Origin of the sequence: Caproicibacter fermentans (genome assembly GCF_014303955.1) — a bacterium.
GTDB classification, from domain to species: Bacteria; Bacillota; Clostridia; order Oscillospirales; family Acutalibacteraceae; genus Caproicibacter; species Caproicibacter fermentans.
Genome location: NZ_CP060286.1, coordinates 672,628 through 698,239 on the forward strand (window position 1 = coordinate 672,628; position 25,612 = coordinate 698,239).

The following is a 25,612-nucleotide window of genomic DNA, read 5'->3' on the forward strand; positions in this document are numbered from 1 at the left end:
ACCTTTATACATAAGAAACCTCCGTTTCAAAGGCAGTGCAAAAATCTTTTGCCGGGTGGAAGCCCCCTTCCACCCGACAGAATGGCGTTACTGCTTTACAATTCCCAGCTGCGGGATCAGGGCTGAATAATCGGTCAATTCTTTCTTCGCCTCGGTATCCATGTCGGAACCGCTCATGTACGCGAAGTTATAACCCTTCTGTGACAGAAGCTTTTTCACATCGTCGGAATTGATTGCCGTCTTGGACGCTTTTTCCAGAACGTCTACAATTTCCTGCGGCGTATCCTTTGGAACCGCAAATCCGCCCCAGCCCTGAACACTGACGTCAATGCCCTGCTCTTTTGCCGTTTTGATATCCGGATAAATCGAGGAACGTTCGTCGCCGATGACGGCAAGAATCTTCAATTCGCCGGAATCAACGCTTGACTGAACCTCCGACGGGCTGACTGCCGTAGCATCGATGTTTTTGCCAAGGAGTGCAGCCACGGCAGGAGCCGCTCCGTCAAACGGAACATGGGTGAACTTGCAGCCGGTTTTCTGTTCAATGCTGGCCGCGGCAATCTGCCAGATCGAACCGGTTCCGGAATTTCCAACCTTTACTTCGCCGGGATGAGCCTTCGCATAATCGACAAAATCCTGAAGTGTTTTCCATTTGGAATCGCTCCGAACCGTAATGGCCGCCGGAATCGTCATCGCCCTTGCGATAAATTTGAAATCGTCGGTGGAAAGCGTTGTGAAGCCAAGCGCCTTCAACATCGTGGACTCAACCGGCATGTAGGCAATCGTATATCCGTCCGCCTTGCTGTTTTTTACATACTCCAGACCCACGGCTCCGGAAGCACCTGTCTTATTGGTGACAATAACCGGTTTGCCAAGCACCTGCTGAAGCTGGGAGGCATAGATGCGGGCCACCGTATCGGACGCCCCGCCTGCGGAATAAGGTACAATCAGAGAAATTTGTTTGGTCGGAAAGTCGGTTGCTTTCGAGGCTGCGGCAGACGATGCCGAGCCGGAAGCAGATCCCGTACCGCTGCAGCCTGTAAATAAGGCGGCGGTCATGGTCAGGGCCAGGGTTGCGCTGAGTATTTTTTTTAAGTTTTTCATACGAGCTCCTCCTAATCATCTTTATATCGACAGCATTTCCCATAAATGCCGACAATACCTAAATCATAACGGGCGGTTGTTCACAGATATTTTTGGATCTGTTTGACCAGTTCTGCCTTCTGTTCCTCGTTCAGATCGATCAGCGGTTTTCGCATGTGCCCGCCGTTCAGTCCCCTGTAGTCCAAAACAGTTTTAAAGTAAGCCATATCCGCACCGGAACGTATGATTTCGCAGATTTCGTTTGCGATTTTCTGCTCTTTCAGTGCTGTTTCATAGTCACCTTTGCAAAAGGCCTTATAAACGCTGACGAAGTGTTCCGGCATCGGTCCGGAGCAGCCGGACACGGTCCCCTCCACACCCATGGCAAGCGCTGCGAGAAAAAGCCGGTCCGTGCCAAACAACACGGAAAATTTTCCGTCGTTAATCAATAAATAGTCCTTCACGCGAAGCATATCGGGATAGCTGTATTTGATCCCTACAACATTTTTACACCTGTCGGCTATTTCCTGCACTACATGCGGTTTCAAATCATTGGCCGCGCATTGAGGAATAGAATACAGATAAATTGGAAAATCTGTCGGAAGGCCTTTCGCAATTTCCTCGTAGTACAGCACCATTGCCTTATCGTTAACGCCAAAATAGCTGGGAGTCACAATGCCGACTCCATCGGCGCCGATTTTACAGGCATGTTCCGCCAGCCGAACGGTTTCTTTTAACGTCATGGCGCCTGCATGTATGTAAACAGGCACCCTACCGTCCGCTTTCTTCACGACAGTCTGGGCAACAAGCTCCCTTTCCTCCGGGGACATCAGGTACATCTCGCCCGTCGTACCCGTCGGATAAAGACAGTTGATCCCTTTCTGAATCAGAAATTCGGTCTGCTTTTCCAGAGCGTTGACGTCAACCTGATCATTGCCATCAAAAGGTGTCGTCATCGCGGTGATCACGCCGTACAATTTTTTCAACCCTTTTTCCTCCGTTCTAAAAGTAATTTAAAACTCGTTGTTTGTTTATTAAACAATCTGTTTTTGTTCTGCTTGTTTTTTATGGCAGTAGTTTTAATTCTTCTAACCATAATTGACATTTTAATAAATTTTACGAATTGCAGCAACATTAATGTAGCATTATTCAACATCAATGTCAATATTTTTTTATAATATTTTTATATTTATGTGTCATATTGACAACGATTCTCTGAAATGCTATGATGTATCCGTTACTTGATATCTTAATAATTTTTATTAAACATTTAGCTGAATTCTTAAGGAGGACTAAAAATGCAGAGACTTCTGAACCGTCCACAGGATTATGTTGATGAAATGCTCGATGGTATTTATCTTGCTCATCCCACACAGGTTAAATTCATTAACGAAGACAAAAGATGTCTGGTCTCTTCGAAAACAAAAGAAGGTAAAGTCGGAATCATCACCGGCGGGGGCTCCGGGCACCTTCCTCTCTTTTTAGGTTATGTCGGCGAAGGACTGCTGGATGGATGCTGCATCGGCGGTGTATTTCAGTCACCGAGCTCCATGCAGATTCTCGACGTGACAAAAGAAGTGAACCGCGGCGCCGGAGTCCTCTATCTATACGGAAACTACGGCGGAGACATCATGAATTTTGATATGGCAAAAGATATGGCGGAGATGGAGAGCATCGAAGTTCGTCAGGTCGTAGCCGGAGACGATGTGGCTTCTTCCCCCAAGGGTTCGGAAAACAAACGCCGTGGCGTAGCGGGAATCTTTTATGCTTTCAAAATTGCCGGAGCCGCGGCGGAATCCATGCTTCCGCTTGCCGAAGTGGAACGCCTTGCACAGAAGGCCTCCGATCACGTTCGGAGTATGGGGGTCGCCTTGACCCCCTGTACGATCCCGGAGCTGGGAAAAGCGAATTTCAGTATTTCGGACGGTGAAATGGACCTTGGGATGGGAATTCACGGGGAGCCTGGAATCAAAGTAGACAAGCTGAAAACCGCGGATGAAATCGTGGACGAGATTCTGTCCCACATTCTTCCGGATCTGCCCTATTCGAAGGGAGACGAGGTTTCCGTGCTCGTCAACGGACTGGGCGCAACGCCTAAGGAAGAGCTGTATATTGTTTTCCGCCGTGTTGCGAACGTACTGGCTGAAAAAGGCATTTCCCTCTACAACAGTTATGTGGGGGAATTCGCAACCTCCATGGATATGGCGGGTATGTCCATCTCTTTGCTAAAACTTGACAGTGAACTGAAGAACTACCTTTCCATGCCCTGCTCTACGCCGTTTTTTCTTCAGAATCAAATATAAGGAGAACCACTGCAATGAATGTTGTTACCAGAAAGCAGCTTGTTGATTTTGTCTGTGAAGCGTCCCGTCTGATGGAGGAAAAGAAAGAGTATCTGATTGAACTCGACGCCGCGATGGGTGACGGCGACCTTGGGCTGACGATGTCGGCGGGGTTCGGAAAAGCCAGCGAATTTGTTCTGTCTAGCGAAGAGACCGATCTTGGAAAGCTTTTGATGCAGGCCGGAATGGTGTTCGCCCGCACCGTTCCATCGACGATGGGAACACTGATCGCCTCCGCTTTCTTAAAAGCCGGCAAGGGGGCTCTCGGGAAAACAGAGCTTACAGTCGACGGCCTTGCGTGCTTTGCTCAAGATTTTGTTTGCGGCATTATGGAACGCGGAAAAGCCCAACGTGGAAACAGAACGATTGTGGATTCCCTTGCTCCGGCAGCCGACGCGCTTCAAAAGGCGGCGAAAGAAGGACTTTCCGTCGCGGAATGCTGTAAGCGCGCGATGGAAGGCGCCGCCAAGGGGGTTGAGGATACCAAATCCATGCTGCCCGCGTTTGGCAGAGCGGTCTATTTCGGCGAAAAGGCCCTGGGACGTCCCGACCAAGGCGCATTGGTCGGTTATTACCTGTATCAGGCTTTGTCATCGTCTGCACAAGAATAAACCAGACCTTAAAATGCCCGCTTCCGTTCTAACTTCGGAAGCGGGCATTTTAAAAATATTTTCCTTTTTTAAAAACCAGTAAAACCATCAGATAGACGCAGACCAGAAGAAGCGTAAAGTTGCCCGGTGAACGGAACAGCACGAAAAAGCCGATCGCGGAAAGCGGAGCCAAAAACAGAAAGGAAATCACCTGCACCGTTGCCGCCGCTCTGTCCGGCTCCCAACGAGTACACAGCAGCGAATACAAGGCCTGTCCTCCGTCCAAAGGCTCGATCGGCAAGGAATTGAACGCGAATAACGTGAAATCTGCCAGCATCAGATTCTTTGCCGTCGAGTTTTGGAAGGCGGAAAACAAAATTGCGGCCAGAAGATTGGCCGCCGGTCCCGACAAAGAGACGACGGCATCTCTCAGGTATCCGCGATCCGGCCGTGAGGTCCGGATGATGTCAATGCCAAAAACGGTGAACCTGACTGTTTCGGGCAGGCAGCCAAAAGCGTACATTACGCCAAGATGGCTGGATTCGTGAAGAGCCGCCGCCGCCAGACCGGCCGCAGCCACACCGCTTCTGTCAAACAGAAGCAGCAGCGCAATCAGAGCAAAAAAGAAATAACTGAACGTAACCCGGCAGCCGCCGACCGTAAAATTCATGGCGATGCGGAGGAAGAGGGCGCCTTCCCCTGAGAGGAAGGCGAAGCGGAAGCGTTATTTTCCGATTGCGGAGCGGAACCCTGCGCGGATGATCCGTCCGGTTGTGTCTGCGTACCGGATGACGCCGGAGCCGAAGCATTCTCTGGCTGTGAAGGGGTAAAGCCCGCTCCGTTCGCTGAGCCTGCCGAGGATGCCTGAAAAGCCGGGTTGCTTGTCTGATCCGGCGCAGAAGACGCTTCCTGGGTATTTTCCGGTCTGGAGCTGGTCATGTCTGACCATAGATCGATTACCACATGCTTCATATTTTCCATCTGTGAATCAGCTACAATCGAATCGTTCAGCGATTCAAAATACCAGCTTCTCACTTTTTGATAAACCGTTCCGCCGTTCAGGCGCAACGCTACTGCGGCGATTAAGACGGCCGTGCAGGCGCTGATCTGCACCACGGTCAGCAGTTTGGCGCTTGCCCTGCGGTTAACCGGGTCCGACTGCGGTTCAAAATCATCGGCCTCGGCAGAATACAGTTCCGCATCCGGGTCCGTATTTTCCGGCTCCTCCCATGTTTTGCGCGTCCTGGAGCCCGTCACCACTAAATTTTGGCCTTTCCGTTCCGTTTCCGTTCTTGTATTTCGCTTCATTTGAAATCCTCCTGCAAATCATGTTCGAGTAATCATATGAAAATGATCGCACAAACAGAACCGAACCGGATCAAAAGCGGACAGAGTATCCGTTGATCTCCTCGAGTCATTCTTGTAAAATGACCGATTTTTTGTTAAGATATCGATAAGAAAAGAGGGATTTCATATGAATCAAGCTTTAGCACAAATGGCGCAAAAGAAAATCGAGTCGGCGGTAAAGGCACTGAACGCGAATCGCTTTGACGCGCGTTATGTTGCAAACCGGAAAGAACTTTTAAAACTCCTCGATGAAATGGTTCCTGAAAACGCCGCCGTTGCAAACGGCGGTTCCGTTACGCTGGAGGAAACCGGGGTCATGGACTTTATCCGCAGCGGCAGATTTCAGTTTCTGGACCGTTACCGCACAGGGATGACCGCGGAAGAAAAGCGTGAAATCTTTCTCCGCTCTCTGAATTCCGACTGGTATTTCACCAGCGCCAACGCAATTACAATGGACGGACAGCTTTTTAACATTGACGGGAACTCAAACCGGATCGCGGCGATTGCCTACGGCCCCAGAAACGTCGTTGTGATCGCGGGCGCCAACAAACTGGTCCAGGACCTTACGGAAGCCGAAAGCCGTGTGAAAAACTGGTCTGTGGCGGCAAACTGCTTCCGTCTGAACGTTCACACAACCGGCTGTTCTCTGACCGGAAAATGCACCGACTGCAAAAGTCCGGAACGCATGTGCTGCAACACTTTGATCAGCAGTTTTCAGCGCGAACCTGGAAGGGTCAAGGTTTTTCTTCTTCCCGAAACGCTGGGATACTGATTTGCTCACTGCCCCTGCCCGCATCCGCTGCCGCGCCTGCGGGCGGAGCTGCGCAGAGGGTTTCATGCCACAAACAGAAAGACGGCCTCCGCAATCCGCGAAGGCCGTCTTATCTTCTAAAAATTACTGTTTGGACTGAATGTACCGGTCGATCGACCGGGCGGCGTCTTTCCCGCCGCCCATTGCAAGAATGACCGTAGCCGCGCCGCTGACAGCGTCGCCCGCGGCATATACGCCCTCGCGGGATGTCCGCATGGTTTCCTCGTTTACAATAATACAGCCGCGCTGATTTGCCTCAAGGCCCTCGGTCGTTGTACGAATCAGCGGGTTCGGCGAATTTCCGATTGCCATAACAACACAGTCGACCGGAATTTTAAAGTTGGAGCCTTCCACCGGAACCGGCTTGCGGCGTCCGGAAGCGTCCGCTTCTCCCAGTTCCATCCTGATACACTCGATCGACTCCACTTTTCCGTCCTTATCGCCATGGATTGCCACCGGATTGCAAAGCAGATTAAATTCGACGCCCTCTTCTTTTGCGTGATGGACCTCTTCACGCCGGGCCGGCATCTGCTCTTCCGCACGGCGGTAAACAATATGAACCTGCTCCGCACCAAGGCGCAGGGATGTTCTGGCCGCGTCCATCGCGACGTTGCCGCCGCCGACCACGGCAACCCTCTTCGGCTCGATCATCGGCGTATCGTATTCCGGCTTATACGCCTTCATCAGGTTCACACGGGTGAGAAATTCATTGGCGGAATAAACGCCGACCAGACTTTCGCCCGGAATATTCATAAAGCTGGGCAGACCCGCGCCGGTTCCGACAAAGACGGCCTCATACCCCATATCAAACAATTCGTCGACGGAGAAAACCTTTCCAATCACCATGTCGGTCTTGATCTCCACGCCCTTTTGCTTGAGCGCGTCGATTTCCTTCTGTACGATTTCCTTCGGCAGACGAAACTGCGGAATTCCGTACATCAGTACGCCGCCGGCCGCGTGCAGCGCCTCAAAGACCGTAACGGAGTAGCCCTTGGCGGCAAGATCGCCCGCACAGGTCAATCCCGCCGGTCCGGCCCCGATCACCGCGACCTTGTGGCCGTTGTGCTCCGCATGGAATTCTTCGTCCTTTCCGTTCTTTATGTGCCAATCCGCGGCAAAACGCTCCAAACGTCCGATTCCGACCGGCTCGCCCTTGATTCCGCGCACACAGTTGTGTTCGCACTGATTTTCCTGCGGGCAGACACGCCCGCAGACAGCGGGCATGGAATTCGTCAGTTTAATGGTTTGATAGGCGCCTTCCATATCCCCTGCCGCGATGCTGCGGATAAAGTCCGGAATATGCACCCCGACCGGGCAGCCGGAAACACACGGCTGGTTTTTGCAGTGAAGGCAGCGCTCCGCTTCTTCCTTCGCCATCGCCTCCGTATAGCCCAGAGAAACTTCTTCGAAATTTTTGTTGCGGACGTTCGGTTCCTGCTCCGGAATCGGCGTCTTTTTCGGATTCATATTAGGCATTTTCCACACTCTCCATCAGATGGCATTTATAGTCATGGGCCGCTTTCTTTTCCATTTCCGCATAGGTTCTGGAACGTTTGATCGTTTCGTCGAAATCCACTTCATGCCCGTCGAAATCCGGGCCGTCCACACAGGCGAACTTTGTCTTTCCGCCGACGGTCAGGCGGCAGCCGCCGCACATCCCGGTTCCGTCGATCATGATCGGGTTCATGCTGACAATCGTCTTCATACCGTATTCCCTTGTCAGGTTGCAGACGGCGCGCATCATAACCAGCGGCCCGATCGCCACGACCAAATCGTAACCCGCTCCCTCTTCGATTTTCTTTTTCAGCGCGTCGGTTACAAACCCCTGGTTCCCGTTGGAGCCGTCGTCCGTCATCACGGTAAGGCTGTCGCTTGCCGCGCGCATCTCGTCTTCAAGGATAATAATATCCTTGTTCCGGAAGCCGGCGATCATGTCCACCTTTGCCCCCAGCTGATGCAGGGCCTTGGCCTGCGGGTACGCAATCGCGCAGCCCGCGCCGCCGCCGACCACCGCCGCCTTATGATAACCCTCCAGCTCGGAAGCCTTGCCGAGAGGCCCGATGAAATCAAGAATCGCGTCGCCGACCTTCAGCTGATCGAGCAGAATCGTCGTTTTGCCGACAATCTGATAAATAATGGTGACCGTTCCCTTTTCGCGGTCGTAATCCGCGATGGTCAGCGGAATTCGCTCTCCGTATTCATTAACGCGCAGGATAATAAACTGACCCGCTTTTGCCTTTTTCGCAATATAGGGAGCGTCAACCACCATTAACGTCATGGAGTCGTTGAGTTTCCTTTTTTCTATAATAGAAAACATAATTTCACTCCTGTTAGATTGATAATATTTATACAAACATTATGACATATCACATCGGTTTTTGCAATAGAAAGTTTACCCTAAACTGTCACGGCCATCCTAATCGGATCAATCAAAATTTTTCAGCAAAAATGCCGAATGACATAAAAAGAGTGCCTGCTTTTCAGCAGACACCCTGACCATGATTAATAATGCTACAAAATAATGCAGATCAGCCCGTTGCAGCCCTCGTTGATAATTCTTTCAATGGTTTCGCGGACTTTATCGCGCGCGTCGTTCGGCATTCGCGTCAGCTTGTTGTGAAGCCCTTCATTGACCAGTTCGTGCAGACTTTTCCCAAAAATGTTGGATTCCCAAATCTGCGACGGATTGGATTCGAACTCCTTGAGGATGTATTCCACCAGCTCCTGCGACTGCTGCTCGGAGCCGACAATCGGGGTAATCTCCGTCGTGATTCGCGTCTTCATCATATGGATGGACGGAGCCGCCGCCTTCAGCCGGATCCCGTACTTTCCGCCCTGCCGGATGATTTCCGGTTCTTCCAGACTGAGCTCTTCCACCGTGGGCATAACGATTCCATATCCGTTTTCTTCCACATCCCGGTAAGCGTCCTTGATGCGGTCGTACTGTTTTTTAACATCGGCCATCTTCAGCACCTGATCCATCAGGCTGCCTTCGTCGCCGATTTCCAGTCCTGTCTTTTCCCCCAGCACCTTATAAAACAGATTCGGCTGAAGCGACAGGCCGATTCTTGCGTGCCCGTTGCCAAGCTCCACGGATTCGGTTTTCGCCGCATTGACATATTCGCACTGCCCGACTTCCCCGATAATATTCTCCACTTCGCGGATTCGGCCGACCTTTGAAGCCGCCGCCTGTATCGTGGAATATACGCTGCTTCTCAGCCAATGATCCTTTTCCAGACCGGAAAGCCATTTTGGCATGTCGACGCGGATTTCCTTCACCGGAAATTCAAACAGGATCTTTGCCAGAATCATTCGGATTTCTTTTTCTTCCATCCGCAGACAGTTGACGGGCAAAACCGGAACCCCGTATTTTTTTTGCAGTTTTTCCGCAAGCGCGGCTGCTTCCGCCGTGTCCGGATCAATGCAGTTCAACAGAACAATAAACGGTTTATCGATCTTTTTCAGCTCGTCGATCACGCGCTCTTCCGCTTCCTCGTACTCTTCACGCGGAATGTCGCTGATACTGCCGTCCGTTGTAATCACCAGGCCGATGGTCGAATGCTCCGTAATGACCTTTTTGGTGCCGATTTCCGCCGCCATGTTAAACGGGATCGGATCGTTGTACCACGGGGTCATGACCATGCGGGGATTATCGTTTTCGATGTACCCCAGCGAGCTGGGAACAATGTAGCCGACACAGTCGATCATTCTGACGGAAAACGTTGCCGTCTGGTCGATTTTAACGGTAACGGCCTGCTCCGGAACAAATTTCGGCTCCGTTGTCATGATTGTGCGCCCAGCGGCCGACTGAGGCATTTCGTCGACCGCTCGGTCCCGTTTATAATCGGAATCCATATTTGGAATCACGATCGTATCCATGAAGCGTTTAATGAATGTGGATTTGCCGGTTCTGACCGGGCCGACTACTCCTATGTATATATCCCCGTTGGTGCGTTCCGAAATATCCTTGTAGATATTGCTGCTGTGTTCTTCCATTTTACCTCCCCCTCAAGGCTGAGATCATTTTATGCCGGTACCGGGATTTCGCTTTTTACATGGGAATCAACAGCATTCCTCTGTTTTCCATAACGTCGCCGGCTATGCCGTTTTCCTGTTTGATGGTAGTCATTGACGTTCGGTAATCGCGGGCAATGTTCCAAAGGTTTTCCCCTGCTTCGGCATAGTAAATGCATAATGCCGCGGAATTGTCGCGGGCGACCGGCTTCTCTTCGTCCGCCGTGACATCTGTAATCGCTTTAAACGAGTACCGGCTGAAAATTTCCGCGGTTAAACGCAGCTCGGTCTTCGCCTCTATCCCGCTGCCCATAATCCGGAAGCTGATCCCTCCGACTGCAATCTGTGCTTCGCATTTCGTATTGTCGCCGGAGCTGCTGCAGGCACGGGTATATTCAAAATCGAGCAGGCGCTCGAAATAAAACGGTTTGCTTTCCTCATCCAGCGCCAGTACGCACAGGCTGTATTTCCCTTTAAAAGTAATCTGGCCGCCCTGAATTTCCGCGGAGACGGTGCTCATTTCATTCCAGACGTCAATCACCCGGGAAACGGTGTTGTCTTCGACGGACAGAGTGCTTTTGTGCACCGTGGTATCCCCGACCAATTCCGCCAGGTTATCCACCGTTTTCTGTTTTGACTCAATATTCATGTCGAAATCCTTTGAATAAGCGTCGTTGACTACCGTAACTTCCGATCCCTGATAAGCCGCCGCGCTGGCAAACAATCGAATCTGGGTATCAAAAAACGTCTTGTCGCCGGAGTAATCGTTTTTAATCTGAGCTTCCACCCCGATGACGCTCAGCTTGACATCGCAGAGGCAGTCGTCCGTTACGCCGGCGCAGTCAAGCATCTGACTGAACGGAATGGTAAACTCCATGGCCTCCGGCATACTGTTTTCTTCCGTACCGTCATACAGGAATTTGACGCAGGCCTCGCCCTTGACCATCAGCTTCCCGGCCGTAACCTTAAAGTCCTGGAGAACGGCAAAGGCGTCCGTACGCATGATGCTGTCGGCCGGAGGCTTGCCGCTGCCAAGCTCAAGGATTTCATCCACGCTGAACTGTTGCTGGCAGAATCCGACCAGATTGTTGATCTTCATTGTTTTTTTCTGCTGCTCAACATCGGAACCGACGATGTTGCTGACAACATCGCTGTGTCCCTGGACAACCACTTTCGCACACACCGAAAAGGCGCCGTGAATATCCAGGCGCCGTGGACTCGTCGCGCGGCAGTTAATATATTCCACTCGCGGGAACGCATAAATCTGCGCGTTTTCAGCCGCCTGTTTTAAAGAGATCTCCGATGAAAAAGTGTCGGTGCTGTCGCAGAACCGGATCCGCATTCCGCCAGGGTCGAGATAAAAGACCTTTACGGTAAAGCCTCCCTCCAGCATCAGGCGGTCGCCGGAGATCGACCGTGACCCGATTTTCGGGTAAATCTGGCATTTTAAAATGCGCTGTATATCCGGGCAGTAATCCGGAAGGCTGATGTTCAGGTCGACTGGCTGCTCCTGGCAGCCGTCGAAAATAACTTCTCCGACTGCCATCGCCTCGCGGTCAAGCATATAATCCATAGAGGCCCTCTCCTTTTTTTAATTCTACGTAATTGTTATTCCGGTCTTGTCTTATTTATACCATGTGAATGGAAAAAATCGACGGGCAAGGATGCCTGAATGGAAGAAAGAGCATAAAAAACGCCCCCGGTTTTCCGGGGGCTGAATTTATTGTTCCTTTTTAATGTTAAACATCCTGCGAAGCAAAAAACTCCAGAATTTCGAACTGTGTACAACGACTACCTTCATGGTTGTATCCCTCCCGGAATTATGTTCAGCACCCCTTAAACAGTGCGATGCCCAGCGCAATGATGATAACAGACGCAAAAAACATGATCAGCCCAATGGGGCAAAAACAGGACAGCAGCAACCCAAAGCCAAACGCCACAATATAATGCGCCCAGCATTTCACGTCACATTTATGCCTGCCTCCCATACGATCACCGCCCTGCCGCAGTTTTAAATTCTATTAACAGTATATACCGGGAGGGTAAAATGTGTGCAAAACAGAATTTAAGATTGGACCAGGATCAAAGCGTCACCGTCGTGGACGCTGACGCGGGCCTCCTCCGCCTCAATGCGGTTGCTGACTCCGAGAGGATCGTCGGAATGAAGAACCGCTTTGGTCAGCGGATATTTCATTCCGATATAGCTGACGCGGCATGCCGGGCACCCGAACGGGAACACGGAAACGGTTGCTCCCCTCATTCCGTTCAAAGTCAACCGCCCGCCGCAGATTAAAAATACTCTGCAGGATTTACCGACAAGAACCGATTTGCATCCCTGGCGGCTCAAATACTGAAGAACGCAGAGATTCGCATAGGAGTGGTCGAAACGTTCGCCGCCCAGGACGCCGAACAGCGCAAATTGACGGAAGCCCCGCCGTATGCCTTCCTTTACCGCCGCAAGCGTGTCCGTCTCATCCTTTTCAACGGCCAGCCGGATAGTTTCCACCTGACCCGGCAATTCGCCCCGATAGGAGTCGAAGTCGCCGATCAGAAGATCGGGGCGGACCTGAAACCGGTTGGCGTTTTCAAGGCCGCCGTCGGCACAGATGACGAAGCAGTCCTCCGGTTTATATTCCCCGAAATTTTCCGCGCTGTCAATCGGAACCGATCCGATCACCATACAGATTACTTTTTGTCCCATTCCCTGATCCCATCCATTTCCTGATACATTGCCACATAGCTTTCATGTCTTGTTTTGCTGATTTTTCCATCCCTGGTCGCCTGCAGCACGGCACAGCCCTTTTCGCAGGTATGCGAACAGGAGGAAAACCGGCACTGATTCAGGTACGGGGCGAATTCCGGGAAACAGAACGGCAGATTTTCCTTTGAGATGCGGTCGCTCTTTTCCAACGTTATGGAAGAAAACCCCGGCGTATCCGCAACATAGCCGCCGTCCTCTAGCTTCAGAAGCTGAACCTTGCGGGTTGTATGACGGCCTCGGCCCAGCTTGCGGCTGATTTCGCCCGTTTGAAGGTTCAGGTCATGAAACATACTGTTTAAAAGAGTGGATTTTCCAACGCCGGAATTCCCGGTAAAAGCCGTTGTTTTCCCAGGCAGAATCCGCTCCACTCTCTCCACGCCCTCTCCCGTTTCACAGGAAACGCTGAAAGAGCGGAAGCCGGCGGCGGAATAGATTTTCTCAAGCGGTTCCACCGGCATCAGGTCCGTTTTGGAAAAGACAAGCACGGGTTCAATTCCCTTGTCCACAGCCGCGGCAATCTCACGGTCCGTATTCAAAAGGTTCGGCGAGGGGTCGCAGGCCGATACGACAATCACCAGTTGGTCCAGATTCGCAACCGGAGGACGAAGCAGAAAATTCCGGCGCGGCTGAATTTCTTCAACGGCGCCGGTTCCGTCCGGTTCTGCGGAAATGGTCACATAATCGCCGGCAAGCGGCGTAATGCCGTTTTTACGGAAAATTCCCCTTGCCCTGCACTCGTAAATCCGGTCGGCGGTCTCCACCGAATAGAAGCCCCCGATTCCCTGTAAAATCAATCCCTGAACCATCATTTTCAATCGCTCGGCGAGACGGACCCGCCGGACGGGATCTCGCTGGAAGAGGAGGAACTGCCGGTCGGCTCCACATAAGCGGTAGACCACTGGAGCTTGCCTTCGCCCGTGTCAAAATTCAGGGAATAAATGTTGTACTTGCTTCCGTCCAGCGTAATGGTAAGAGTCTGAATCCCGTCGGTTCCGGTAAACTCAAGCTGACACACGTCATTATAAGACGGATTGACCGTTTTGGTAACATTCAGGTCACTGCCGAGATAAGCCCTCAGCACGATATCGTGCGACACATTCTTTGGAAGCTGGACATAGATGGTAACTTTTTTCTGCGCAGGCCCGGAGCTGACAATCAGATTGACCGTGGTGCCCTGGTCAACCTTTACGCCGTTGAGAGGGTCGGTTTCAATCACGGTCCCTTTCGCCTGATCACTTGCCTGCTCTTTCGTGGTTCCGACCGTAAGCCCTGCGTCCGTTATCATTTTTCTCGCGTCGTCAACCGTTTGCCCGGCTACGTTCGGCACGGGGATTTTCTGGATATCCTTTCCGGAGCTGACGTAAACATTAATCACATCCGTACCGGCTGTAACCTCGGTTTTCGCCGGGGGCTCCGTTCTGACGACGATTCCCTTGTCTACCGTATCGCTGGCAATCGGCAGAATTTTATAATCCAGATTCAGCTTTTTCAGCGCGGCTTCCACATCCGCCTGAGAACTGCCGGAATAATCGTCGAGAGTAATCGTCGCGCCCCCGCTGCTCACCGTCAGGGTAATGGTGGTGTTTTCCTTCACCATCGTGCCGGCTTTCGGGGTCTGGTCTAAAATCGTACCCTTTTCCGCCGTTGGGTCGCTCTTTGGCTCTTCCTTGATCGTAAAGCTGTAAGTGGGGTCGCTGTTGATCTCGTTCTTCACTTCGTCGATGTTTTTGCTGACATAGTTGGGCATCGTAACATCCTTCGGCCCGGAGTTGAGGCTGTGAACCAATGCCGCGACCCCGAAACTGATGGTCACAATCAGGAACGCCGCCGCGATTCCGGCAACGATCAGAATGGCAACCGGCTTTTTCTTTCTTGCCGGCTCTTCGTCGGGTTCTTCCTCATAATCATAGTTGTCGTTGTAATTGGGCTGATCGTTGTTTCTGACCGAGTTGATCGCATCGATATATTTCGTCGGTTTTTCATCAATAAAATATTTATACTGGAATTTCGTACTCGGATTTCTTTTAAATATTTCAATATCACGCAGCATTTCGGCGGCTGACTGATACCGGCGCTCCGGATTCTTCTGCATCGCCTTCAGCGTGATCTCCTCCAAGCCTTCCGGAATGGAGGGATTCAGCTCGCGCAGCGGCTTCGGGTCGGTCTGCAGCTGCATGATGGCTACGGAAACGGCGCTGTCCGCTTCAAACGGAAGCTGACCCGTCAGCATTTCATACAACATGACGCCGACGGAGTAAATATCTGTTTTTTCGTCCGTCCTGTCGCCCCGCGCCTGTTCGGGCGCGATATAGTGAACCGAACCGATCGCCTTGTCCGTCATGGTGCGGGTCTCGCTTCTGGAAAAGCGGGCGATTCCAAAATCCGTCACCTTAATGGTTCCGTCCTGAAGCAGCATGATATTCTGCGGCTTGATGTCCCGGTGAACGATTCCTTTTTCGTGAGCGTGCTGGAGCGCGCGCAGAATCTGGACGGAGAAATGGATCGCTTCTTTCCATTTGATCCGTTTCTGCTGATCCAGATATTCCTTGAGTGTGATTCCGTCGATATACTCCTCGACAATGTATTGAATTCTGTCCCCAAAGCTGACATCGAATACTTTTACGATGTTGGGGTGGGAAAGAACAGCAATCGCCTTCGACTCATTTTTAAAGCGCCGGATAAACTCTTCGTTGCCCAAAAACTCGTCTTTCAGAATTTTGACGGCCACGGCGCGGTCGTCAATCGTATCGTAAGCGCGGTAAACGACCGCCATACCTCCGACTCCGACCAATTCATGTATCTCATAGCGGCCGTCAAGCCGTTTGCCGGTGTATTTATCCATGCAATCAACTCCTTAGCGGCTCAGTTTTCTACGACGGTTACAGTGATATTGTCGCTTCCCCCAGCCTTCTTAGCCAAGGCAACAAGCCGTCCGGTCAAATCATCCGCGTCCAATTCCTGAGCAAGTCGAAAAATCTGCTCCTCATCAACATAGTTTGTAAGGCCGTCCGTACAAATTAAAAGCCGGCTGCCTTCCGGGAACGGAACCTCACAGTAATCAGCTTGAAGAAAGGAATCGACTCCGAGCGCCCGGGTGATAACGTTCTTCTGCGGGTGCTTTTTCGCTTCCTGAACGGTCAAATCTCCTTTATCCACCAGCTCCTGAACCATGGAATGGTCGGTGGTCAGCTGCCGAATTCCGTCCCGGGTAATCAGATAGGCTCGGCTGTCGCCGGCATGCGCGATACGCGCCACGCCACGGGACACCACCGCGACCACAACCGTGGTTCCCATTCCGCTCAGAGCTTCATCGGTGCCGGCACGGGCGTGAACCTCGTCGTTTGCGTTCAGGACCGCTTCCGAAATCAGGTTTTGAATCTCCTCTTCACTGATTTCGGCGGAATAGCCGGTCAAAATCTGTTCGGAAATGCGGTCGACGGCAATCCCGCTGGCAACGTCGCCGCCGTTCGCTCCGCCCATCCCGTCGCAGACGACAGCCCAGGCCGCCCCATCGGGAAGAATCCCGCTTTTGCAGGCATCCTCGTTTGATTTTCTGACAAGGCCAATATCACTTTTACTAAAAATCCTCAACATTGGCCACCTCCTCTTTGAATCTGCGCTTCAACTGCCCGCAGGAGGCCTGAATGTCCGCCCCCAGCGTTCTGCGCACCGTCGCGGTAATTCCATGATTCAGCAAAGTCGATTCGAAAGCACGCAGCCGTTCCAACGAACTTTTATGAAACGCAGAGCCTCCCACATGGTTCACCGGAATCAGATTGACATGGCAAAGAATTCCGCGCAGCCTGCGTGCAAGCTCTTCGGCATTCTCCGTACTGTCGTTGACTCCTTCTATCATGGCATATTCAAAAGAAATACGGCGCCCTGTCAATTCGATATAGGTCCGGCATGCGCGGAGAAGCTCGTTCAGATTCCACCGGCTGTTGACCGGCATGATGCGGGAACGGATCTGATCGTTCGGCGCGTGCAGAGAAACCGAAAGCGTCAGCTGGTATTTCTTTTCTGCTAAATCATAAATTTTGTCCACGATTCCGCAGGTGGACAGAGAGATATGACGCATCCCTATATTCATTCCCTCTTTTGAGGAAACAAGATCCAAAAAGCGGAGCACCGCTTCGTAATTATCCAGAGGCTCTCCCATGCCCATTAAAACAATATTGGAAATTCTCTCCCCCGCGTCCATCTGTGCGGTCTGGACCTGCGAAAGGATTTCTGAGGCCGTCAGGTTGCGGGAAAAACCGCTCTTTCCGGTGGCGCAGAACGCGCAGTTCATTTTACAGCCGACCTGAGTGGAAATACAGACGGTACGGCCGTGGTGGTAGCTCATGAGTACGCCTTCCACCATTTCCCCATCGTTCAAGCGAAACAGGTACTTCACCGTATCGTCCAGTTCGGAGCAGTATTTTCGCTCGATTCGGGCGGCGGCTATGTAATACTCGGCCGCCAGTAGGTCGCGGAATTTTTTAGGCAGATTCGTCATTTCCTCGAAATCGGAAACGCCCCTGTGAAGCCAGCGGTAAATCTGTAACGCGCGAAAAGAGGGCTGGCCGGCAAAAGCCGTTTTCATTTCATCCAGCGTCATCGATTTCAGGTCCGTACGATTCAAAGTATCCTCCTATTTTTTGCGAAACGCCGCAACAAAAAATCCGTCCGTGCCGTGAACATGCGGCAAAAACGTCATCTGATTTTCCGGCTCCGCCACAGCACGCGGAAAACTCTCCGGCAATGAAATCGCCTTTGGCAGAAACCCCGGATGCTCGGAGAGAAAGCGGTCGGCAACCCGCCCGTTTTCCGCCGGATTCAGCGTACAGGTACTGTAGAAAAGGGTTCCGCCGTTTTGTACGAGTTCGGAAGACTTACACAGAATAAGGTACTGCAAATCAGGCAAACTGTCAATAGGGCCCGGTAATTTAAAACGTATCTCCGGTTTACGCCTGATCACGCCGAGACCGGAGCACGGAACATCGCACAGAACCCGATCCGCCTTTTCCGGGTTTTCCTCGGGATGCGCGGCGTCCCGAACCGAAGCCCTGACGCAGGAAAGGTACAGCCGATGCGCCCCCTCGCGGACTAACTTGACCTTTTGCGGATATTTATCATAGGCGAAAATTTTTCCGCGGTTCTCCATCCGTTCCGCAAGGGTAAAGGTCTTGCCGCCCGGCGCGGAGCAAACGTCCGCCAACGTTTCCCCCGGCTGAGGATCAAGCAGGGCACACAAAATCTGGGAGGAAAGGTCCTGAATATGGAACAGCCCGTCCCGGTAGCAGCCGCTTTCCGCAACGTCGATACCCTTTAGAAACCGCAGCGCATGATCGGGCCACAAGACGCTTTCCGCGCCCGTTCCCTCTTCCCGAAGCCTTTCGATTAATTGTTCCTCCCCGACGCGGGTATTATTCACCCGGGCGAAAAGTTCAGGCTTCTGCGCCATACCTTTCAATAGTCCCAGCGCCGTTTCATCTCCGTACGACCGGCTCCACAGCGAAATCATCCATTCCGGACACGAGTATTCCACGCTGAGCCTCCGAACAGAGTCCGTTTCCGGCGCAAGCGGGGGGATTTTCGCGCCGCTTCTGAGAAAGTTCCGAAGGACGGCGTTGACAAAGCCGGACGCCCGCCGCGCCCCGCAGGTTTTCGCCAGATTGACGGACTCGTTGACCGCCGCCGACGGTGGAATCTTTGACAGATATAAAATTTGATATACGCCGATCCGGAGAAGTTCGAGCGCGACCGGCATGATTTTTTTCAGCGGAGTGCTGGAAAAACGGCTGATCACATAGTCCAGCGTGATTCTTTTTTCCAGTACTCCGTAGAAAATCGTTGTTGCAAGGGACCTTTCCCGCGGCTCCAGGCGCAGGCCGGTAAGAATATGATCCAACGCCAGATTGGAGTAAGCCCCTTCCGAGTCGACGCGGAGAAGAGCTTTCAGCGCCGCTTCACGCGCGCTTGTCATCAGCGGCGGCCCCTCCTGTTGCCGGCGATCAAGACAAAACGGAGAAGCGTAAGCAACGCCGTAAAACTTGCCGCCAGATAAGTCATTGCGGCTGCGCGCAAAACCTTTTTTGCTCCCTCCAACTCATCCGGGTAAAGAATTCCGGCATCGTTCAGCGCGCGAATCGCGCGCGAGCTCGCGTTGAATTCGACCGGCAGGGTGACAAGCTGAAACAAAACGACAAGGCTGTACAAAATGATTCCGGCATAAACGATAAAATCGTACTGAACGGGCAGAATCAGCCCGATAATGATCAGCGGCATGGAAAGATGAGAGCCGAAATTGGTCACAGGCACCAGCGCCGCCCGGATTTTATTCGGGAAATAGCCTTCCGCGTTTTGAATCGCGTGGCCCGCTTCGTGCGCCGCAACCCCGACCGCCGAAATGGATACGGAGGAATAGACGGATTCCGACAAACTGATGGTATCGTTCCGCGGATCGAAATTGTCGGTAAGATTTCCCGCGACCCGTTTGATGAAAATCCGATTGACTCCGCCGAAACGCGCGACGCGCTCCGCGGCCTCTTCGCCGGTGATCTGATTCATCGTGCGCACGCGGGAATACTTCGCGAAGGTCGAATTCACCCGCGATTGTGCGATCATGGTGACGATGAGCGCGGGCACCATGATCCAGAAGTATGTAAAATTGAAAAAATAAAAACCATACATTCCGGCATCCTCCTTTATCCGTTTCCTAAAATCACGCCTTCAGCGGGATGTCCCCGCAGAAAATCCGAACCCTTCATTCTTTTGCCGCCCTCCGGCTGAACCTCCAAAAGCTCAAGCACAGTACCGCCGCCGCAAACGGCCTTCAGCTCCGCTCCCGGAAGAATCTGCCCGGGAACGCCGCTGCTTTTCCCCGCCGCACGGGTTTTGTGTAGCTTCAGCTTTTTCCCTTCAAAAAGCGTACTGGCACCCGGCCACGGAGACAATCCCCGCACCTGGTTGTGAATCCGGTCCGCCGGCCGGCTCCAGTCAACCGGAGACAGCTCTTTACTCAGCATCCCGGCATAGCTGGATTCCCGATCGTTCTGCGCGACCGGAGCAATGCCGCCCTTTTCCAGAGCGTCCAGCGTGCGGACGATCAGCCGGGCCCCAATTTCGGCAAGCCGCGCGGTCAGTTCGCCGGATGTCTCATCCGGGCCGATTTCCGTGCGGTCCTTCATCAGAATATCGCCGGTGTCCAGCCCTTCCGCCATTTGCATCGTTGTAACGCCGGTCACCGTTTCGCCGTCCAGAACCGCCTGCTGAATCGGCGCCGCCCCGCGGTACTTCGGCAGCAGGGAAGCGTGGACATTTACGCAGCCCAGGCGCGGAAGCTCCAAAATGTTTTTCGGCAGAAGTTTTCCGTATGCCGCAACGACGATAACATCCGGCCTGAGACGGGCAATCGCAGTCTGCGTTTCCTCTCCCCGGAGAGTATCCGGCTGGAACACCTCTATTCCGTTTTCAACCGCCAGAACCTTAACTGGCGGCGCCTGCAGAATCTGTTTTCTGCCGACCGGTTTGTCTTTCCGGGTAAAGACCGCCGCGATTTCATGTCCTGCTCCGATCAGCGCCGAGAGAGAGGGAACGGCAAATTCCGGGGTTCCCATAAAAACAATCCTCAATTTCAGCCCTCCGAAGAATTCATATGTTCCAGTTCTTCCTTCGTCAGCATCCTGATCACATGGGTCAGGAATAAAATTCCGTCCAGATGGTCGATTTCATGGCAGGAAGCCGTCGCCAGAAGGTCCTCCCCCTCATATTCGAAAAACTTTCCGTTGCGGTCCTGCGCGCGAACTTTAACGTGCTTGGGGCGCTTTGTGATCCCCCATTTCCCGGGGATGGAAAGGCAGCCCTCCATGGGCTCCTGCTCCCCCGATTTTTCAAGAATCACGGGGTTGATCAGCTCGCGCACCCCATTGCCGTCGCCGACATCGATAATCACGGCCCGGCGAAGAACACCAACCTGAATCGCCGCCAGCCCCACGCCGTTTTCTTCGCGAAGCGTATCCGCCATATCGTCCAGCAAAGTCCAGAGACGTTTGTCGAACTTTACAACCGGGCGGCATTTTTTATGAAGAAACGGATCCTCATCCGTTATAATGTTCCGTATTGCCAATGTTATTCCCCCATCTTATAAAATTGTTTCCGGGTTCATATCCGGAAATACCGTCACATCCGAATAGCTCCTGTCGGATGAAAAGCGAATCAGCAAATCGGAAATCATTCTGCGGATCCGCTTATTGTCGCGGCACTTTAAGATCAGCTTGTAACGGTACCGGTTGCTGACGCGCCCGACCAGAGCGGGAGACGGGCTCAGCACCCGCAGCGGCTGGTCCGCGTAATCCTCCTTGGCCGTCCGGCATAACAGCGTGAAAAAAGTCTCGCTCGCCGCGCGGACCTTTTCTTCTTTCCTTCCGACAAAGCCGATCACGCAGATGTCGGAAAAGGGAGGGTACAGCAGCGATTTTCTCAGAGCGATTTCCCTTCTGTAAAACTCTGCGTAATTCTGGTCCGCCGCGAGGCGGATAATATCGTTTTCCGGAGTAAAGGTCTGGATGACGGCTCTCCCGGTAAATTTCCCCCGTCCCGACCGGCCGACCACCTGCGTCAGCAGGTCGAACGCCCGCTCGTAGCTTCGGAAATCGTCGCCGTACAGCGATTGGTCCGCCGATAAAACCCCTACTAACGTTACATTTTCAAAGTCGAGCCCTTTCGCAACCATCTGGGTTCCGACAATGATATCATATGCTCCTTCGGAAAACTGTTTCAGCTTTTTGTCATAGGCAAACCGGGTCATCGTCGAATCCGCGTCCAGCCTTAAAATCCGGGCTTCCGGCAGCAGCTCCGCCAGCTGCTGCTCCGCGCGCTGAGTCCCGAACCCCGAATAGCGCATCTGCTCTTCACGGCAGTTCGGGCACTCCCGCGTGAACGGAACCGAATATCCGCAGTAGTGACACATCAGGCGGTTGTTCGCCGCATGGTATGTAAGAGAGATGCTGCAGTTCGGACAGGTCGCGACATGCCCGCACGCCCGGCAGGAGACAAAGGTATTATACCCCCTTCGGTTCAGCAATAAAATGGACTGCATCCCGTTTCGAAGGTTTTCCCGCAGCGACTCCGCCAGAAGGCCGCTGAGGATTCCGGCGTTGCCCTGTTCCGCCTCTCCGTTCATGTCGACCACGTCGACCTCGGGCAGGTGCGCGGAACCGTAGCGCTCGGGAAGGACATTCAGGGTATATCTGCCCGCCTGCGCGTGATAGTAGCTTTCAACGGACGGCGTGGCGGAGGCCAAAACCAGCAGGCACTTGTGATAGGCACAGCGGTATTTGGCGGCCTCGCGGGCATGATAGCGGGGAGATGATTCGGATTTGTAAGTGCCCTCCTGCTCCTCGTCCATGATAATGAGCCCGAGATTCTGAAACGGCGCGAACACCGCGGACCGGGTCCCTACGGCGATGGAAGCGTCCCCGTTCCGGACGCGCTTCCACTCGTCCAGCCTTTCGCCGAGGGACAGCCCGCTGTGGAACACCGCGACCCCCGCACCGTACCGGGCATGGAACAGGGAGATCGTCTGCGGAGTCAGGGAAATCTCCGGAACCATGACGATGACGCCCCGTCCGTCTTCCAGAACACGGTCGATCAGCCGCATAAAAACCTGTGTTTTCCCGCTGCCCGTGACTCCGTACAGAAGCGAAACCCCTCCCTGACCGGCGCGGTACTGCCTGTACAGGCTTCGATACGCCTCGTCCTGTTCTGCGGTCAGCTTTGCCGGCGGTGAAGCCGACCCCTCCGGAACGTCGCCGTACGGATTCCGGTATACCTCCGCGTCAAAATACTGGGCGGCTCCCTTCTTGACCAGAGCGTCCACCACCACGGGAGTAACGCCGGAAAAATAACAGATTTCCTTTAACGAGGCGCATCCGGCGCCTCGCAGTACTTCAAGAGCGCATTTTTGCCTTGGGGTCAGTTTCGGCAGCTCCTGCGGATCCGTAAAGCGAACCATCTTCCGGGTGGCGTCCCCAACCTTTCGGAACGTCACGCTGTTTTTTTGAAGCAGGCCCTTTCGAAGCATTCGCTCCGGAAGGCTGCTGTCCGCCGCAAGTCCAACGTCACGCAGAAGCTTATCGCGCCGGACCGCCCTCTTTCGGGACAGATAAGCGACGATTCTCGCTTCCTCTCCCTCCTCCGCTCTGGCGGCAATTTCGCCGGCGGGCCCGGCAAGAAGGTATTCCGTGGTGACCTGAAAAAGGATGCCCGCCGGAAAAAAGAGCCTTGCCGCGTCAAAGAGCGTGCAAAAGGTATGCTCTCCGATCCAGGGAATCATCTGAAGCGCCTCCGGCGTCAGGAGTGGTTCCTTATCCAGTACGGATTCAATGGGTTTCAGCTTCTGGTCCGGCTCCCCCTCCTGTTCCGTCCTTTCCAGAATCATTCCCTGCCGTTTGGAATTTGCAGTGCCGAACGGAACAAGGACACGGCAGCCTTCTTTTGCCTCGGACAGAAGAGAAGTCGGAATGCGGTAATCAAACAATTTATCAAAATGATAAACCGTGTTCTCCACCGCGACTTTTGCGACGGCCACGGACATCCTCACCTTTCAGGCATTTTTCAGTCATCCGTGTCGTCGTTCTCCGTTGTTTTTTCAATCATGGTAAACTCATGGTTCACGTATTCCTGAACCGCTATCTCCACCGGTTTTTTCTCCAGAACTTCCCGGTTTTTTTCCGCAGTCTCCGCAATTTCACGCGCTCTTTTCGCAATGGCGACCACAAGGGAGTAACGGCTCTGGTCCGGCGTCAGAATTAAATCGGCAATCGGCTTAATCATTTCTTCAGGATCCTTTCAATCAGTTCTTGATTTCTGCTGGTTTTGTTTTTTTCCGCGTGGATGATTGCTTGAATCTGTGCCACCGCGGATTCAACCGTATCGTTGATGACAATATAATCGTAGTGAACGGCTGCCTGAATTTCCCGGCGCGCAGCCTGCAGACGGCCCCGGATTCCTTCTTCCGTTTCCGTTCCGCGCTGACGCAGGCGGTGCTCCAGTTCCTGCAGGGAAGGGGGAAGAATAAAAATCCCAACCGCATCCGGCCTTTTTTGCTTTACCTGCGCGCCACCCTGAACTTCAATATCCAAAACGACGTCCAGGCCCTGAGCAGTCCACTCTAAAATGGGTGTGAGCGGCGTACCGTAGCAATTCCCGCAATACTCGGCGTTCTCCAGCATTTTTCCATCGGCGGTTATTTCATGAAAGCGTTCCCGCGTCAGAAAAAAATATTCCTTCCCGTCCGTTTCACCCGGCCGCGGCGCGCGCGTTGTGGCGGAAACGGAAAAGCGGATACTCGGATCCCCCGCCATAAGGTTTTTCACCACCGTTCCCTTCCCCGTGCCCGAGGGGCCCGAAAGAATCAGCAGGAGCCCTTCATTCGTCATCCTCGTCGAGCTCCTCTTCCGAAAGTTCGTCGCGGTCATTCAGTCGGTTGGCCACCGTTTCCGGCTGAACGGCAGACAAAATCACATGGTCGCTGTCCGTGATGATAACCGCTCTGGTTCTGCGGCCGTAGGTAGCGTCAATCAGCGCCCCGCGCTCCTTGGCGTCCTGAATAATACGCTTGATCGGAGCCGATTCCGGGCTGACAATAGCAACCAGGCGATTGGCGGAAACCATATTGCCAAAACCGATGTTGATCAACTTCATAATAATCCCCTTTTGCTTTTTCTATTCGACGTTCTGAACCTGTTCTCGGATTTTTTCTATTTCGGCCTTCATGTCCACAACCAGATGTGCAATTTCGGCGTCCACACATTTGGAACCTATGGTGTTCGCCTCCCGGTTCATCTCCTGGACCAAAAAATCAAGCTTGCGGCCGATTGCCTCACCGGTTTCCAGCATGGAATGAAACTGGCTGATGTGGCTGCGCAGACGAACCGTTTCCTCCGCCACGGAAACCTTGTCGGCGAAAACCGCGGCCTCCGTCAGAATCCTCTGCTCGTCAATGTTCACGTCCGTCAGCATCTCATGCAGCCGCTGGAGAAGTTTTTCCCGGTATTCCGTCACCGTTTTCGGCGACCTTTCCTCCACCTGACCGACAAGCTCCAGAATCGTTTTTGTGCGCTTGAGGAAATCGTCTTTCAGATGGCTCCCCTCCGTCTGCCGCATTGCGGAAAAGGACTGGAACGCTTCTTCGGCAACCCCCGGACGGCCGTCCAAATTTCCTCTTCATCTTCTGGAGCCTGATGCACTGTAAAAAGGTCGGCATAGCGGGCCACCGTCATCACCGACAGGTCGTCGCGCAGACCGTAGCGCTTTTGCAGGTCGCGCAGAGCGGCAATATAACCCGACGCCAGGGAATGATTGACCAGCACTTCGGCATCGGCGCTTTCCAGCGTTTCAACCGAAACATAAAGATCGAGTTTTCCCCGCGCGACCCTGTCCTGGAGAAAAGACTTCAGCTTGGCGTCCAAAAAACCGTACCCGCGGCTGATGCGGGAAGAATAATCGAAATACCGGTGATTGACGGATCGGATTTCAACCGCGATATCCCGCCCTCCGACGATTTTCTCACTTCTGCCAAAGCCGGTCATGCTCTTAATCAAACTTATCATCTCATCTCTTTATTCTTCCTAATAAATCATAGTGATAATAAAAAAACTTATTCAGAAACAAATCATAA

The 25,612-nt window shown here is 52.9% G+C and carries 25 protein-coding genes and 1 pseudogene; 3 read left to right on the top strand and 23 right to left on the bottom strand.

Annotated elements, in window-relative coordinates; all coding sequences use genetic code 11:
* Nucleotides 1–87: 87 nt before the first annotated feature.
* Nucleotides 88–1,104: a tripartite tricarboxylate transporter substrate binding protein gene (locus HCR03_RS03305; RefSeq protein ID WP_083209996.1), complete on the bottom strand. Its 1,017-nt coding sequence runs from the start codon at nucleotides 1,102–1,104 to the stop codon at nucleotides 88–90.
* 80 nt (nucleotides 1,105–1,184) lie between these two features.
* Nucleotides 1,185–2,069, bottom strand: a complete 885-nt coding sequence (locus tag HCR03_RS03310) for a dihydrodipicolinate synthase family protein (protein WP_066644108.1) — start codon at nucleotides 2,067–2,069, stop codon at nucleotides 1,185–1,187.
* A gap of 312 nt (nucleotides 2,070–2,381) precedes the next feature.
* Between HCR03_RS03310 and HCR03_RS03315 the strand changes: the two genes are divergently transcribed.
* Nucleotides 2,382–3,386 (top strand): dihydroxyacetone kinase subunit DhaK, encoded by a 1,005-nt coding sequence (locus HCR03_RS03315; RefSeq protein ID WP_066644107.1) that lies wholly within the window; start codon nucleotides 2,382–2,384, stop codon nucleotides 3,384–3,386.
* Nucleotides 3,387–3,400: 14 nt separating this feature from the next.
* Entirely contained in the window at nucleotides 3,401–4,036 is a 636-nt protein-coding gene (locus tag HCR03_RS03320; RefSeq protein ID WP_066644106.1) for a dihydroxyacetone kinase family protein, read from the top strand.
* Nucleotides 4,037–4,085: 49 nt separating this feature from the next.
* On the opposite strand, the gene HCR03_RS03325 is transcribed toward HCR03_RS03320, so the two are convergent.
* Together HCR03_RS03325 and HCR03_RS03330 are read right to left on the bottom strand one after the other, a co-directional pair.
* Nucleotides 4,086–4,685: a zinc metalloprotease gene (locus tag HCR03_RS03325; protein WP_066644105.1), complete on the bottom strand. Its 600-nt coding sequence runs from the start codon at nucleotides 4,683–4,685 to the stop codon at nucleotides 4,086–4,088.
* Complete coding sequence (locus HCR03_RS03330) at nucleotides 4,682–5,323, bottom strand: hypothetical protein (protein WP_187036650.1); 642 nt, start codon at nucleotides 5,321–5,323, stop codon at nucleotides 4,682–4,684. The genes HCR03_RS03325 and HCR03_RS03330 overlap by 4 nt, the downstream gene beginning before the upstream one ends.
* Nucleotides 5,324–5,489: 166 nt before the next feature.
* Between HCR03_RS03330 and HCR03_RS03335 the strand changes: the two genes are divergently transcribed.
* Nucleotides 5,490–6,134: a lactate utilization protein gene (locus tag HCR03_RS03335; protein ID WP_187036652.1), complete on the top strand. Its 645-nt coding sequence runs from the start codon at nucleotides 5,490–5,492 to the stop codon at nucleotides 6,132–6,134.
* A gap of 123 nt (nucleotides 6,135–6,257) precedes the next feature.
* On the opposite strand, the gene gltA is transcribed toward HCR03_RS03335, so the two are convergent.
* The 19 genes and pseudogenes from gltA to HCR03_RS20455 form a co-directional block, all read right to left on the bottom strand.
* On the bottom strand, nucleotides 6,258–7,649 hold the full coding sequence (gltA, locus tag HCR03_RS03340; RefSeq protein WP_187036653.1) for an NADPH-dependent glutamate synthase: 1,392 nt from the start codon (nucleotides 7,647–7,649) through the stop codon (nucleotides 6,258–6,260).
* Entirely contained in the window at nucleotides 7,642–8,490 is an 849-nt protein-coding gene (locus HCR03_RS03345) for a sulfide/dihydroorotate dehydrogenase-like FAD/NAD-binding protein (protein ID WP_187036655.1), read from the bottom strand. The genes gltA and HCR03_RS03345 overlap by 8 nt, the downstream gene beginning before the upstream one ends.
* 194 nt (nucleotides 8,491–8,684) lie before the next feature.
* Nucleotides 8,685–10,169: a stage IV sporulation protein A gene (gene spoIVA, locus HCR03_RS03350; RefSeq protein WP_156991403.1), complete on the bottom strand. Its 1,485-nt coding sequence runs from the start codon at nucleotides 10,167–10,169 to the stop codon at nucleotides 8,685–8,687.
* A 55-nt stretch (nucleotides 10,170–10,224) separates the two neighbouring features.
* Nucleotides 10,225–11,760, bottom strand: coding sequence for a DUF3794 and LysM peptidoglycan-binding domain-containing protein (locus HCR03_RS03355; RefSeq protein ID WP_187036656.1), 1,536 nt, complete (start codon nucleotides 11,758–11,760; stop codon nucleotides 10,225–10,227).
* 253 nt (nucleotides 11,761–12,013) lie between these two features.
* On the bottom strand, nucleotides 12,014–12,175 hold the full coding sequence (locus HCR03_RS03360) for a hypothetical protein (protein WP_166525184.1): 162 nt from the start codon (nucleotides 12,173–12,175) through the stop codon (nucleotides 12,014–12,016).
* A gap of 77 nt (nucleotides 12,176–12,252) precedes the next feature.
* Entirely contained in the window at nucleotides 12,253–12,888 is a 636-nt protein-coding gene (locus HCR03_RS03365) for a thiamine diphosphokinase (RefSeq protein ID WP_187036658.1), read from the bottom strand.
* Nucleotides 12,873–13,757, bottom strand: a complete 885-nt coding sequence (gene rsgA, locus HCR03_RS03370; protein ID WP_066644097.1) for a ribosome small subunit-dependent GTPase A — start codon at nucleotides 13,755–13,757, stop codon at nucleotides 12,873–12,875. Before rsgA ends, HCR03_RS03365 begins: the two co-directional genes overlap by 16 nt.
* 2 nt (nucleotides 13,758–13,759) lie before the next feature.
* Complete coding sequence (pknB, locus tag HCR03_RS03375; protein WP_066644096.1) at nucleotides 13,760–15,790, bottom strand: Stk1 family PASTA domain-containing Ser/Thr kinase; 2,031 nt, start codon at nucleotides 15,788–15,790, stop codon at nucleotides 13,760–13,762.
* Between the two features lie 20 nt (nucleotides 15,791–15,810).
* Nucleotides 15,811–16,542 carry a Stp1/IreP family PP2C-type Ser/Thr phosphatase gene (locus HCR03_RS03380; RefSeq protein ID WP_228725083.1) on the bottom strand — a complete coding sequence of 244 codons (732 nt, stop codon included), beginning with the start codon at nucleotides 16,540–16,542 and terminating at the stop codon, nucleotides 15,811–15,813.
* Nucleotides 16,526–17,548 carry a 23S rRNA (adenine(2503)-C(2))-methyltransferase RlmN gene (gene rlmN, locus HCR03_RS03385; RefSeq protein WP_267459232.1) on the bottom strand — a complete coding sequence of 341 codons (1,023 nt, stop codon included), beginning with the start codon at nucleotides 17,546–17,548 and terminating at the stop codon, nucleotides 16,526–16,528. The genes HCR03_RS03380 and rlmN overlap by 17 nt, the downstream gene beginning before the upstream one ends.
* Nucleotides 17,549–17,581: 33 nt before the next feature.
* Complete coding sequence (gene rsmB, locus HCR03_RS03390; RefSeq protein WP_066644094.1) at nucleotides 17,582–18,916, bottom strand: 16S rRNA (cytosine(967)-C(5))-methyltransferase RsmB; 1,335 nt, start codon at nucleotides 18,914–18,916, stop codon at nucleotides 17,582–17,584.
* Nucleotides 18,916–19,623, bottom strand: a complete 708-nt coding sequence (locus HCR03_RS03395; RefSeq protein ID WP_066644093.1) for a zinc metallopeptidase — start codon at nucleotides 19,621–19,623, stop codon at nucleotides 18,916–18,918. The genes rsmB and HCR03_RS03395 overlap by 1 nt, the downstream gene beginning before the upstream one ends.
* Before the next feature lie 14 nt (nucleotides 19,624–19,637).
* Complete coding sequence (fmt, locus tag HCR03_RS03400) at nucleotides 19,638–20,564, bottom strand: methionyl-tRNA formyltransferase (protein ID WP_187036662.1); 927 nt, start codon at nucleotides 20,562–20,564, stop codon at nucleotides 19,638–19,640.
* A 2-nt stretch (nucleotides 20,565–20,566) separates the two neighbouring features.
* Nucleotides 20,567–21,058 carry a peptide deformylase gene (def, locus tag HCR03_RS03405; RefSeq protein WP_187036664.1) on the bottom strand — a complete coding sequence of 164 codons (492 nt, stop codon included), beginning with the start codon at nucleotides 21,056–21,058 and terminating at the stop codon, nucleotides 20,567–20,569.
* 15 nt (nucleotides 21,059–21,073) lie between these two features.
* The gene (gene priA / locus HCR03_RS03410) at nucleotides 21,074–23,527 is read right to left on the bottom strand and encodes a replication restart helicase PriA (RefSeq protein WP_187037990.1); all 2,454 of its coding nucleotides are present in this window, start codon (nucleotides 23,525–23,527) and stop codon (nucleotides 21,074–21,076) included.
* A 20-nt stretch (nucleotides 23,528–23,547) separates the two neighbouring features.
* Nucleotides 23,548–23,766: a DNA-directed RNA polymerase subunit omega gene (locus tag HCR03_RS03415; RefSeq protein WP_066644089.1), complete on the bottom strand. Its 219-nt coding sequence runs from the start codon at nucleotides 23,764–23,766 to the stop codon at nucleotides 23,548–23,550.
* Nucleotides 23,763–24,371, bottom strand: a complete 609-nt coding sequence (gene gmk, locus HCR03_RS03420) for a guanylate kinase (RefSeq protein ID WP_156991401.1) — start codon at nucleotides 24,369–24,371, stop codon at nucleotides 23,763–23,765. The genes HCR03_RS03415 and gmk overlap by 4 nt, the downstream gene beginning before the upstream one ends.
* Nucleotides 24,361–24,636 carry an extracellular matrix/biofilm regulator RemA gene (remA, locus tag HCR03_RS03425; RefSeq protein WP_083209995.1) on the bottom strand — a complete coding sequence of 92 codons (276 nt, stop codon included), beginning with the start codon at nucleotides 24,634–24,636 and terminating at the stop codon, nucleotides 24,361–24,363. The genes gmk and remA overlap by 11 nt, the downstream gene beginning before the upstream one ends.
* Before the next feature lie 21 nt (nucleotides 24,637–24,657).
* Nucleotides 24,658–25,535 (bottom strand): annotated as a pseudogene (locus tag HCR03_RS20455) (YicC/YloC family endoribonuclease).
* Between the last annotated feature and the right edge of the window lie 77 nt (nucleotides 25,536–25,612).